The organism is Kitasatospora sp. NPDC004799 (genome assembly GCF_040609095.1).
In the GTDB taxonomy this organism is placed as follows: domain Bacteria; phylum Actinomycetota; class Actinomycetes; order Streptomycetales; family Streptomycetaceae; genus Kitasatospora.
The window spans coordinates 1-11,565 of the sequence record NZ_JBEXJK010000262.1 but is presented as its reverse complement, the minus strand read 5'-3'; the positions used below and the strand labels follow the sequence as shown (position 1 = coordinate 11,565).

The window sequence follows — 11,565 nt, the reverse complement described above, 5'->3', positions numbered from 1 at the left end:
GAAGGGGACCGGGTCCGCCTTCCACTGGTACGCGGAGTCCCAGCCCGGCGAGGGGTCACGCGGGCCGGCTCGTACCAGCCGCCGGCGGGGCCCTCGGCCCGGTTGTGGATGAGGAGTCGGAGCGTGCCGTCGACCAGCCGAGGCGCGAGCTCGACCCGGCCGGCGTCGAGGACGGCGGGCTCCTGGGGCCCGGCCGGGTCGGCCGCGGGGACGGCTCCGGCGCTCTGGGCGGCGAGCGGAGTGAGGAGGAGGGTGCCGAGGGCGGTCGCCCAGGCGGCGGCCCTCCGGTGTGCGGTACTCATCGAGCCCCTTCGGCGGTACTGGCCACGGGTCTTGGCGGTGTGCGGGCGAGCCGCCCGCGTACCGGCCGCGCGCGCGTGAACGACGCACGCGTGAGCGGCGGACGGGCGGGTACGGGCAGGGGCGGGGGCCGTCGGGAGGTGCACGCCCGACGGCCCCCTGTCAGGTGGGCCGGTCACCCGGCCCCGGCCAACCGGTACAAGTCAGCCGGTACAAGTCAGCCGGTACGGTCAGCCGACGTGGAACCTGTAGGTGAGGACGGCCGAGCTGACGCCGGTGCCGTTGGCCAGGGTGCCCACGGCCTGGAACTTGAGGATGTAGTCACCGGCCGCGCCGAACGCCCAGTTGGCGTGGTCGTGCGAGCCGGCGAGTACGGTGCGGGCGTCGACCAGCGGGTTCACGCCGTCGCTGCTGTCGAAGTACTTGGTGATGCTGCCGCCGTTGTCCGAGTAGACGGCGAACCGTGCGGAGGTGTCACCGACCCCGTCGCCGTTGGTGTCCCGCTGGGCGCCGGTGAGGCGGACGGTCACCCGGTCGTTCTGGAACACACCGGTGGCCAGGTGCTCGCCCGAGATGCCCGGCCAGAGCAGGTTCTGGCTCTGCAGCTGCGGAAGGATCCAGGTCGCCGCACCCGGCGCGCCGAGGAAGGCGTACTGCGAGCCGCTCGGCACGGTGGCCTGCGAGGCGGGCAGGGCCTGGAGCACGACCGCGGCGGGGTCGTACTCGACGTCCGGGACGACGGACTCGTCGTGCACGTGCAGGCCGAGCACGCCGTCCGCGTACTCGACGTCGAGCACGTCGACGTGACCGGTGCTCAGGTTGACCGGACCGGCGGCGGACGCGGTCAGGGCGCCGCAGGCGAGGACGGCCGCGACGGTGCCGGCCAGGGTCAGGGAACGCGTGATCACACGCAAGAGAGACCTCCACGGATGAGGATGGGGCGGTGCGCCGAAGTAGCGATACGATAATCATTTTCATTTCCATCGCGCAAGAGTCGCCCCCGGCCCCCGGACTGACGCCCCGCCGGGCATCCCGGCCACCACCACCCGACAGGCGGGACGCCACCGTCGTCCGGCCCGCCGCGCCCGCGGTTCACCCCGGGTCGATGCGACGACCGGTGACGGCGGCCGGACGGACGCGCACCCAGAGCGGGCGGGCGCCGCCAGCCCAGGGCGTGGCACCGGGCAGTTCCGCGAGGTGCCGCTCCTCGTCCGTCGTGTCCACCAGGTGGGCTTGGCCGAGGACCAGGACGCTCCAGCCGAGGCTCCGGTGCTCGTCGATCCGGTCCACCTCGAAGGAGACCGGCGAGCCGTCGGCCGGAGCGGCGGCGCCCCGGGGGCCCGTGCGGTAGGCGACCGTCCGGGCGTCCACCAGGTAGTTGACCGGCAGCACGACGGGCGCCGACGAGCCGGGCAGGCCGACCCGGCCGACACCGTGGGTGCCGAGCAGTTCCCAGCACTGCGGCTCGGTGAGGCGCAGGAGCAGCCCGCGCCGGCCGGTGTCGGTCCGCCCCGGCGGGGCGTCCGGGCGGCGGCCCGACAGCAGCTCCGGCCAGGTCATCCCGAGCACGGCGGTGATCCGGACGAAGGCGGGCGGGTCGAACTCGGGACCGGCGCAGAGCAGTTGCCGGAGATAGGCGGGGGACATCGCGGCCCGGCGGGCCAACGTTCCTTCACTCAGACCGAGTTGGTCGCACCGTCGGACGATCCGGCGGGCGATGTCGTCGCGGTCGGGCTGGACGCCCGTGGTGGCGGTTCCTCCATCCATGGCGATCACGTCCGGAACAGGGCGACTTTGAGGGCCCCGGTGTCGGCCGCGTCGGCGAAGACGTCGTAGGCGTCCTGCATCTCGTCGAGGCCGAAGCGGTGGGTGACCAGTCCGCCGGTGTCGAGCCGGCCCGCGGCCAGCAGGTCGAGCAGCATCGGGGTGCTGGCGGTGTCGACCAGGCCGGTGGTGATGGTGACGTCGCGGATCCAGAGGTCCTCCAGGTGCAGCACCGCCGGCTTGCCGTGCACGCCCACGTTCGCCACCCGGCCGCCGGGACGCACCAGGCGGGTGCACAGTTCGAAGGTCTCCGGCACACCGACCGCCTCGATCGCGACGTCCACGCCGAGCCCGTCCCGGGTCAGCCCCCGGACGGCCTCGGGGGTGGCCTCGGCGGGGGTGAGCACGGTGTCGGCGCCGAACCGCTCGGCGGCGTCGAGGCGGCTCCGCGCGAGGTCGATCACGACGACGCGGGCAGGGCTGTAGAGGCGGGCGGTGAGGACGGCGGCGAGGCCGATCGGTCCGGCGCCGACGATCGCGACGGTGTCGCCGGGGCCGACCCGGCCGTTGCGGACACCGACCTCGTAGGAGGTGGGCAGGATGTCGGCGAGCAGCAGGGCGTCCTCGTCCCGGACGCCGCCGGGCAGCCCGTACAGGGAGGTGTCCGCGAACGGCGTGCGGACGTACTCGGCCTGGCAGCCGTCGATCAGGTGGCCGAGGATCCAGCCGCCTCCGCCGGTGCACTGCCCGTAGGCCGCGGCGCGGCAGTAGGCGCAGCGGCCGCACGCGGAGACGCACGAGACCAGCACCCGGTCTCCGACCGCGACGGTGCGCACGCCGGGGCCGGTCGCGGTGACGGTGCCGACGGCCTCGTGGCCCAGGACGCGGCCCTGTTCGACCTCGGGGACGTCGCCCCTCAGGATGTGCAGGTCGGTGCCGCAGATGGTCACCGCGTCCACCCGGACGACGGCGTCCTCCGGGTCGCGGACGGCCGGGTCGGGGACGTCGCCCCAGGTACGGCGGCCCGGTCCGTGGTAGGTGAGCGCCTTCATGCCGCGGTCACTCCTCTCGGAGGGCGGAGCCGGGACGGTTCCGCTCGCACTTCCAGCGTTCTCCCCGGCCGCTCCCGTCGCAGGGGGCCACCGGGGTGCTCCGGGTGGGCCGATGGGCCCCCTCGCACCGGCCGGGCCCTGCTCCCGCCGGGCCGCCGGGCCGCCGGGCCGCGCCTACGCTGGTCAGTGGGTATCGGGGGACGAACCGTGGAGGTTCCCTTGGACGGCACGCCGGAGGGTCCCGCACCCGTACCGAACCTGCGGCTGGACGAGCTCCTGGCGGAGCTCCAGGCTCGGTTGGACGCCGCCCGCGGCACCCGGGACCGGGTGCACAGCCTGTTGGAGGCGGTGCTGGCGGTCGGGCGCGACCTGGAGCTGACCCAGGCGCTCCAGCACATCGTGGAGGCCGCGGTCACCCTGGTGGACGCCGAGTACGGGGCGCTCGGGGTGATCGGCGAGGACCAGCGGCTGTCCCAGTTCATCCCGGTCGGCGTCACCGACGAGCAGGTCAAGCTGATCGGCGACCTGCCGTCCGGGCACGGCATCCTCGGCGAGCTGATCCGCCGCCCCGAGCCGCTGCGGCTCAGCCGGATATCCGAGCACCCGGCCTCCTACGGCTTCCCCGCCAACCACCCGCCGATGCGCAGCTTCCTGGGAGTGCCGATCCGGATCCGGGACAGGGTGTTCGGCAACCTCTACCTGGCCGAGAAACGCGGCGGGGGCGCCTTCGACGCCGAGGACGAGTCCGTGCTCGCCACCCTCGCCGTCGCCGCCGGGGTGGCCATCGACAACGCCCGCCTCTACGACCGGGCCCGCCGACGGCAGCGCTGGCTGGAGGCGAGCGCCGAGGTGACCAGCAGTCTGCTGTCCGGCAGCGCGGAGCAGGAGGTGCTGGACCTGCTCCTCGCCCGGGCGACCGCGATCGCCGGAGCGGACCTCGCCGTCGTCGCCGTGCCGCTGCCGGAGGCCGACGAGCTGGAGGTGCGGATCGCCGTCGGTCTCGGCGCGCAGCAGCACCGGGGTCTGGTGCTGCCGGTCGAGGGCTCGCTCATGGGCGCGGCCTTCCGCACCGGCGGGCTCGTGGTGAGCCCCGACGTCCAGCAGGATCCGCGGATCACGGCCGGTCCGCCGCGCTGGCAGGGGCTGGGACCGGCGGTCACGGTGCCCGTCGGCACCGCGGAGCGCGGGATCCGGGGCGTGCTGCTGCTGGCCCGGGCCGCCGGTGCGCCGGTGTTCGAGGAGGGCGAGTCCGGTCCGCTGCTGGGCTTCGCCGGCCAGGCGGCGGTGGCGATGGAGCTGGCCGAGCGCCGCCGCGACTCCGAGCAGGTGGCGCTGCTGCGGGAGCGTGACCGGATCGCCCGCGACCTGCACGACCTGGCCATCCAGCGGCTCTTCGCCACCGGGATGACGCTCCAGGGCGCCACCCGCTTCATCGACCACCCGGAGGCGACGGACCGCGTCCTGCGGGCGATCGACGACCTGGACGAGACGGCCAGGACGATCCGCGCCACCATCTTCGGCCTGCGGCTGCGCGAGCGCGGCCCGGCGGCGGCCGGCCTGCGGGCCCGCGTCGTCGAGGTGGTCGACCGGGCGACGCGCTCCCTCGGCTTCGCCCCGGCCCTGCGGATGAGCGGCCTGCTCGACGTCACGGTGCCTCCCGAGGTCGCGGACGCGGCCGTCGCGGTCCTGGAGGAGGCCCTCGCCAACGCCGCCCGGCACGCCGGGGCCGACGCGGTCACGGTGAACGTCAACGCCGGCGTCGACCTGGCCCTCACCGTCACGGACGACGGCGTCGGCCTTCCCGAGGGCGGCCGTCGCAGCGGCCTCGCGAACCTCGCCGACCGCGCCGCCGCCCAGGGCGGCACCTTCACCAGCCGCCCCCGCCCCGGGGGCGGCACCGAACTGGTCTGGCAGGTCCCCCTGCGGTGAGCCGTCAGCCCTGGTCCAGGACGTCGCCGACGGCCAGCCGGGGTGTCGGGGCGCCCTCGGGGCCGTAGCCGAGGCGGACCAGCATCTGGACGTGGCCGGGGCGCTGGTGCGGGTCGCGGGCCTCCCAGCGCAGGTAGGGCCACTCCAGGGCCTGGTGCAGCAGGGAGGCGCGGACGCCGTGGACGGTGGCCGCGAGCAGGACGTGTTCCAGGGCGAGGCCGGCCCGTAGCCAGTCCTCGGGCGTGTCGCGGTCGGTGGTGAGGACGGCGATGCGGGGCTCGCGCTCGAACCGGGCCGGGGCCCGGTGCTCGGCGGCGCGGATGGCGGAGAAGTCGCGCATCGGCAGGTGGCCGGCCGCGTCCTGGGGGCCGAGCGCACGGGTCGGGATGCCGTAGGGCGGTACGTCGCCGGTGCGGATCCAGCTGCGGCTCTCGGCGCGCTGGGCCTCGTCGGTGGTGTTGCGGCGCTCGGCCTCGGCGGTGAGGTGGAGCAGCCGGGTGGTCTCCTCGTGGTCGGGCAGGTGGAGCGCGGCGTCCTCGGCCCGGGCGGCTTCGGCCAGTTCGTCCAGGACGGTCGGCGGGACCGGTGCGTCGGTGAACGGCGTGCGGCTGGAGTGCCGGCGCCAGATCGCCCCGTACAGCCGCTCGGTGCCCGGGGTCGGCGCGACGGCGGGGGTGTCGAGCCGGACGGCCGCGAGCAGGTCGGGCTCGGCCGGGTCGGGCAGCAGGCGGACCCCGGGTGCCCAGCCGAGGTGGCGGGCGGCGACCCGCAGGTTGAGGACGGCCGCGCCGACGGAGATGTGCAGGGCCCGGCCCTCGGGGTCGGCGGCCGGGACGGCCCGGCCTCGGTCGGCCCGGACCTCCAGGGTCGAGGTGTCCGGACGGAGCCGGAAGCGCCAGGGCTGGCTGTTGTGGATCGAGGGTGCCGCGACCGCCGCGGAGACGAGCTTCTCCAGCGCGGGGGCGTCGAGCGCGAGGGTGGTCATGGCCGCCTCCAGGGGTGCGCCGTCAGCCGGACGCGGGCGGGTCGTCGGCACCGCCGCGCAGCGTGGCCAGTCGGGAGCGGTACTCGTCGGGGTCGATCTCGCCGCGGGCGAGGCGCTCGGCGAGCAGCTGCTCCGGGTCGGGCCGCACCGGCGGCGCGGCCGGGGGCGGAACCGGGGTGGTCGGGCCGTACGGGGCGGGCCGGCCGAGGTGCCGGACCAGGGCGATCACGCCGAGCACCACCAGGGCCCAGAAGAGCAGCATGGTCACGGTCATCAGGCCGATGCCCCAGCCGTTCATGCCCCCGTCGTTCCAGTACATCATCGCCGTCTCCTCGGGCCGTGACGGGAGGTCGATCACCTCCAGCGTGCGGCGTGGGCGCGGCACGGCGCTTGGGCCGTTCGGCTCCTCCTCGGGCCCACCCGGCCCCGGCCCGGCCGCCCGGGAGCTCAGCGCGGGCGCTGCGGGTGGTGGTGCTGCTCGGGCTCGGCGTGGGCGGCGATGACGGCGGCCTGGAGCCGTCGCTCGACGCCCAGTTTGGCGAGCAGGCGCGAGACGTGGTTCTTGACGGTCTTCTCGGCGAGGTAGAGCTCCTCGCCGATCTGGCGGTTCGTCCTCCCCTCCCCCACCAGGGCGAGGATCTCCCGCTCGCGCGGGGTGAGGCCGGCCAGCGCGGCGTCGGTCGCGCTCTCCTCGTGGTGGCGCAGGCTCTCCATCAGCTTGCGGGTGGTGGCCGGGTCGAGCATCGACTGGCCGGAGGCCACCGTCCGCACCGCGCCGACGAGTTCGGCGCCCTTGACCTGCTTGAGGACGTAGCCGGCCGCACCGGCCATGATCGCGTCCAGCAGGGCGTCGTCGTCGTCGAAGGAGGTCAGCATCAGGCAGGCCAGCCCGGGCATCCGGTCGCGCAGGTCCCGGCAGACGGTCACCCCGTCGCCGTCCGGGAGCCGCACGTCGAGCACGGCGACGTCCGGGCGCAGCGCCGGTACGCGGGCGAGGGCCTGGGCGCAGGTCGCCGCCTCGCCGACGACCTCGATGTCGGGTTCGGCCTCCAGCAGGTCGCGCACCCCCCGGCGGACCACCTCGTGGTCGTCCAGCAGGAACACCCGTACGGACTGGGGCGCGTCCATGGCCTGCTCCTGGGATACGCGGGCGGCTGTCACCACCGATTCTACGCGCCCGCCCCGGCCCGCGCAGCGCGTCGACCACGCGGCGCGACGGCGCCCGGGCCGCGAGGGCGCCGTCGTGCCGCGTCCGCGTCCGCGCCTGCGCTCAGGCGGGCGCGGCGAGCCGGAGCTCGACGCCGACCACACCGGGCACCGAGCCGACCAGCCGTTCGAGGACCGCCGCGGAGACGGTGTCCGGCAGCTCGCCCGTCAGGGTGATCCGGCCGTTCTCGGAGCGGACGTCGGTGCCCACCGCGGCACCGGGGCCGAGGGTGGCGACGAGCTCGAAGCGGACCCGGTCGGCGAGTTCGCGGTCGTCCTCCAGGTAGACCTTGAGCAGGTCGCCGCGGCTGACGATGCCGACCAGGTAGTCCTCCTCGTCCACGACCGGGAGCCGCTTCAGGTGGCCGCGGGCCATCGCCCGGGCGGCCTCGCCCAGCGGGCTTCCGGGGTGCACGGTGACCGCCGGGACGGACATCATCCGCCCAGCCGTCAGCGCGTCGGCGCGCTCGCCGTCCCGGTCCCGGGCGGTGAGCAGGTCGGCCTCCGAGACCACCCCGATCACCCTCCCGTCGCCGGTCAGGACGGGAACGGCGCTGACCTGCCAGCGCTGGAGGGTCTCGGCGACCTCGCGGAAGTCCGCGTCGCGGCCGACGGCCACCACCGCGTGGGTCATGACGTCGGCGACGGTGCTCGGTGTGCGGATCATGGCGGCCTCCTACGACGCCGCGCGGTAGGCGCGGGGGTGTTCCAGGGAGCGGTCGGTGTCGTCCTCGGTCCAGTCGAGGGTGGAGTGGACGGCGACCACACCGTCCACGGCGCGGCAGAGCTGTTCGGCGATCGGGACCAGGCTGCGGAACCGCAGCCGGCCGTTCAGGGTGACCACGCCGTCGTGCACCGCGACCCGGACGTCCCCGGGCGCGACCCAGAGCGTCTGCCCCAGCACGTCGTGGTTGATCTCGTCCCGGATCGCCGCGTCGTGGCGCAGGAAGACCTGCAGCAGGTCCCGGCGGCTGACGACCCCCACCAGGCGGCCCGCCTCGTCGACCACGGGCAGGCGCTTGACCTTGTGCCGGTCCATGGCACGCGCGGCCTCCGGGACCGACCAGTCGGGTCGGGCGGTCACGGCCGGGCTGGTCATCAGCCCACCGGCCGTCTCCGCCTCCGCGCGGGCGCGGTCCTTCGCCGCCAGCCAGCGGCCCGGGTAGCGCCCCTCCGGGTCCGGCAGGACGGCCTCCTTGCGGATCAGGTCGGCCTCGGACACCATGCCGAGCGGGCGTCCCCGGTCGTCGACGACCGGGATCGCGGTGATGTCGTTGCGGTGGAACAGCGCCGCAACCTCCTTGGCCGGTGTGTCGGGCCGGGCGGTGACGACCTCATGGGTCATCACATCGCTGACGCTGCGGTGCTGCATCGTCCTCACTCCTCCTCCGGTGGTCCCGTCTTCACTGTCCGCGCACCCGGCGCCGCCGGACAGGGCCGGTCGGTCCATGCCGTCGGGCCGGTCCGGCCCAGGACGGCGCGGCCGGTCGGCAGGACGATGGGAGGGACCTCGTACCCCGACGGAGGCGGCCATGACGACGGACACCGGCACCCCCCGACCCGGCCTGCTGACCTTCCTGGGCGGTGTGGGCACCGTCACCGGCAGCAAGTTCCTGGTCGAGACCGACCACGCCCGGCTGATGATCGACTGCGGCCTCTTCCAGGGGCTCGCCGAACTGCGCCGCCGCAACCGCCGCCCGCTGCCGCTCGACGCCGCGGACGTCCGGGCCGTCGTGCTCACCCACGCCCACCTCGACCACTGCGGCTACCTGCCCCGACTGGTCCGCGACGGCTTCCGCGGCCCGGTGCTCACCACCCCCGACACCGCCCGGATCGCCGAGCTGATCCTCCGGGACAGCGCCCACCTGCTGCGCGAGGAGGCCGACCACGCCAACGAGCACGGCTGGTCCAAGCACCGGCCCGCCGAGCCCCTGTACGACGAGGACGACGTCGAGCACGCCCTGCGGATGTTCGACCCCGTCCCGCTGGACACCGACGTCGAGATCACCACCGGGAACGTCCTCCGGCTGCACCGCGCCGGGCACATCCTCGGCTCGGCCTGGGCCCACCTCACCCTGGAGGACGGCCACACCGTCGCCGCCAGCGGCGACCTCGGCCGTCCCGTCCACCCGCTGCTGCGCCCGCCCGAACCGTTCACCGGGGCCGACGTGCTGCTCATGGAGTCCACGTACGGGAACCGGCACCACGAGGAGACCGCCGCCCGCGAGTGGTTCGCGCGGGCACTGGAGCGCACCCTCGCCCGCGGCGGCACCGTCGTCATCCCGTCCTTCGCCGTGGACCGCACCGAGGTCGTCCTGCACCAGCTGACCGAACTGCGCCGGACCGGACGGCTGCCCGCCAACGTACCCGTCTACGTGGACAGCCCGATGGCGCTGGCCACCCTCCAGATCTACCGCGAGGCCTTCGCCGCCGGCTCCGACCAGCTGCGCCCCGACGTCCTCGCCCGGGGCCCGGCCGCCCTGGACCCGGAACCCTTCACCCTGGTCCACTCCCTCCAGGACTCGCTGGCCCTGGACCACACCCACGGCCCCGCCGTCATCGTCTCCGCCTCCGGCATGGCCACCGGCGGCCGCGTCGTCCACCACCTCGCCCGGCTGCTGCCCGACGCCCGCAACACCGTCGTCGTGGTCGGCTACGCCGCCGCCGGCACCCGCGCCCGCGACCTGGTCGACGGCGCCCGCGCCCTGAAGATGTTCGGCACCTACGTCCCGGTGCGCGCCGAGGTCGTCAACGTCCCCGCCTTCTCCGCGCACGCCGACGCCGCCGAGATCGTCGAATGGCTGCGCCCCGCCCCACCGCCGAACGCGGTCTACCTCGTCCACGGCGAGCCCGAGGGCTCGGAGGCGCTGCGCGACCGGATCGACCGCGAACTCGGCTGGACCGCCGTGGTCCCCCGCTCGGGCGAGCGGGTGCTGGTCCGCTGACTCAGGCCGTCGGCGTCCACCACCGGCAGGTGGTGCAGGCCGTGCTCGGCGACCAGGGCCACCGCTTCGATGACGCCCGTGTCCTCGGTGACGGTGACCGCCGGCGTGGACATCAGGTCCCGGGCGAGCAGTTCCCGCCGCGGGTCCCGCTCCGCGTAGGCGGTGAGGAGGTCGGAGGCGGAGACCACCCCGGTGACGCTCCCGTCCGGGGAGACGACCGGCACGACGCCGCGCCGGGAGGCGCCCAGCACGGCGGCGACGGTGGCGAGGTCGGTACCGGGGGTGACGGCGATGCCGGGGTGGCTCATGCAGTCGCGCACCCGGGCGCGCCCGGCGGACGGTGGCGGCCCGGCGGACGGGAAGGTGTCGGCCGGCGTTCCGTCGAGGATGCTGTGCTTCACGGGGTCCACTGCCCTTCGGGCTTCACGGGGTCCGCTCCCCTTCGGCGGCCGACGGGCGGCGCAGCCGCCGCAGGTAGGGGTCGAAGGACGGCCGGCGTTCCAGCCGTACCCGGGCGTCCACGCAGAGCGCCCCGTCGGGTCGGAGGATGACGGGGTTGAGGTCCGCCTCGACGAGCTCGGGGAAGTCGTCGGCGAGGCGGGAGAGCCGGGCGAGGACGGACCGGAGCGCCGCGAGGTCCACGGCGGGCGCCCCGGCGTGGCCCGTCAGCAGCGGCGCGCTGCGCAGGTCGGTGACCATGGTGGTCAGGTCGCGCTCGCTCAGCGGGGCGAGCCGGGCCGACCGGTCGGCCAGCACGTCGGCGGCGGTGCCGCCCGCCCCGAGCACGACGAGCGGACCGAAGACCCGGTCCTGGACGACGCCCGCGAGCAGCTCGACGCCCGGCGCCGCCATCGGCTGGACCACCGCCCCGGCCAGCTGCGGGCCGAACCTCTCCGTGAACTCCCGGTAGACGGAGCGGACGTCGGCCTCACCGCCGAGCCCGGTGCGGACGGCGCCGAGCGCGCTCTTGTGCACCTGCCCGGGCCAGTAGGCCTTCAGGGCCACCTTCCCGTCGTGCCCGAGCCGGCCCAGCGCGTTCGCCGCGCCGACCACGGCGTCCTCGTCGCGGGCCCACACCGAGGTGGTCAGCGGCAGTCCGTACGCCGCCAGCAGGTCGGCGGTGGACAGCGGGTCGAGCCAGCCGCCGTCGGGGTGGGCGGTGAGGTGGCCGTCGATCAGGCTGCGGGCCGCGCCCCGGTCGCAGTCCGGCGCCTCGACGGGCCCTGGGGGCGCTTCGGCGAGCCAGCGGGCGCGGTCCCGGGCGTGGGCGAGGGCCCGGGCGGCGGCGACGGAGTCCGAGTAGGCGGGCAGCACGGTGGGCGGGTACGCCCTGGCCGGTCGCTTGACCGTGATCACACCCATGTGTCATCCACCCCGCGGCGTC

The 11,565-nt window shown here is 75.4% G+C and carries 13 protein-coding genes; 2 read left to right on the top strand and 11 right to left on the bottom strand.

Going from position 1 to position 11,565, the window contains the following annotated elements; translation table 11 throughout:
* The 4 genes from ABZW03_RS27650 to ABZW03_RS27635 form a co-directional block, all read right to left on the bottom strand.
* Positions 1-302: hypothetical protein (locus ABZW03_RS27650; protein WP_355263755.1), on the bottom strand; the 302-nt coding region annotated here is incomplete at its 3' end.
* Positions 303-530: 228 nt separating this feature from the next.
* Positions 531-1,208, bottom strand: a complete 678-nt coding sequence (locus ABZW03_RS27645) for a choice-of-anchor M domain-containing protein (RefSeq protein WP_355263752.1) — start codon at positions 1,206-1,208, stop codon at positions 531-533.
* A gap of 184 nt (positions 1,209-1,392) precedes the next feature.
* Complete coding sequence (locus ABZW03_RS27640) at positions 1,393-2,067, bottom strand: pyridoxamine 5'-phosphate oxidase family protein (RefSeq protein ID WP_355263749.1); 675 nt, start codon at positions 2,065-2,067, stop codon at positions 1,393-1,395.
* Positions 2,068-2,072: 5 nt separating this feature from the next.
* A complete protein-coding gene (locus ABZW03_RS27635) occupies positions 2,073-3,116 on the bottom strand; it encodes a zinc-dependent alcohol dehydrogenase family protein (RefSeq protein ID WP_355263746.1) in 1,044 nt (347 codons plus the stop codon).
* A gap of 219 nt (positions 3,117-3,335) precedes the next feature.
* On the opposite strand from ABZW03_RS27635, the gene ABZW03_RS27630 reads away from it, so the two are divergent.
* Positions 3,336-5,045: a GAF domain-containing protein gene (locus tag ABZW03_RS27630; RefSeq protein WP_355263743.1), complete on the top strand. Its 1,710-nt coding sequence runs from the start codon at positions 3,336-3,338 to the stop codon at positions 5,043-5,045.
* A 4-nt stretch (positions 5,046-5,049) separates the two neighbouring features.
* On the opposite strand, the gene ABZW03_RS27625 is transcribed toward ABZW03_RS27630, so the two are convergent.
* The 5 genes from ABZW03_RS27625 to ABZW03_RS27605 form a co-directional block, all read right to left on the bottom strand.
* Complete coding sequence (locus tag ABZW03_RS27625; protein WP_355263740.1) at positions 5,050-6,030, bottom strand: nitroreductase family protein; 981 nt, start codon at positions 6,028-6,030, stop codon at positions 5,050-5,052.
* 22 nt (positions 6,031-6,052) lie between these two features.
* The gene (locus tag ABZW03_RS27620; RefSeq protein WP_355263737.1) at positions 6,053-6,352 is read right to left on the bottom strand and encodes an SHOCT domain-containing protein; all 300 of its coding nucleotides are present in this window, start codon (positions 6,350-6,352) and stop codon (positions 6,053-6,055) included.
* Positions 6,353-6,477: 125 nt separating this feature from the next.
* On the bottom strand, positions 6,478-7,158 hold the full coding sequence (locus ABZW03_RS27615; protein WP_355263734.1) for a response regulator transcription factor: 681 nt from the start codon (positions 7,156-7,158) through the stop codon (positions 6,478-6,480).
* Positions 7,159-7,300: 142 nt separating this feature from the next.
* Positions 7,301-7,903 carry a CBS domain-containing protein gene (locus ABZW03_RS27610; protein WP_355263731.1) on the bottom strand — a complete coding sequence of 201 codons (603 nt, stop codon included), beginning with the start codon at positions 7,901-7,903 and terminating at the stop codon, positions 7,301-7,303.
* Between the two features lie 9 nt (positions 7,904-7,912).
* The gene (locus ABZW03_RS27605) at positions 7,913-8,608 is read right to left on the bottom strand and encodes a CBS domain-containing protein (protein WP_355263728.1); all 696 of its coding nucleotides are present in this window, start codon (positions 8,606-8,608) and stop codon (positions 7,913-7,915) included.
* Positions 8,609-8,768: 160 nt separating this feature from the next.
* Between ABZW03_RS27605 and ABZW03_RS27600 the strand changes: the two genes are divergently transcribed.
* On the top strand, positions 8,769-10,181 hold the full coding sequence (locus ABZW03_RS27600) for an MBL fold metallo-hydrolase (protein ID WP_355263725.1): 1,413 nt from the start codon (positions 8,769-8,771) through the stop codon (positions 10,179-10,181).
* Here ABZW03_RS27600 and ABZW03_RS27595 read toward each other — a convergent pair.
* Together ABZW03_RS27595 and ABZW03_RS27590 are read right to left on the bottom strand one after the other, a co-directional pair.
* Positions 10,067-10,582: a CBS domain-containing protein gene (locus ABZW03_RS27595; RefSeq protein WP_355263722.1), complete on the bottom strand. Its 516-nt coding sequence runs from the start codon at positions 10,580-10,582 to the stop codon at positions 10,067-10,069. The two genes, ABZW03_RS27600 and ABZW03_RS27595, sit on opposite strands and share 115 nt — an antisense overlap.
* Before the next feature lie 22 nt (positions 10,583-10,604).
* On the bottom strand, positions 10,605-11,543 hold the full coding sequence (locus ABZW03_RS27590) for an acetate--CoA ligase family protein (protein ID WP_355263719.1): 939 nt from the start codon (positions 11,541-11,543) through the stop codon (positions 10,605-10,607).
* Between the last annotated feature and the right edge of the window lie 22 nt (positions 11,544-11,565).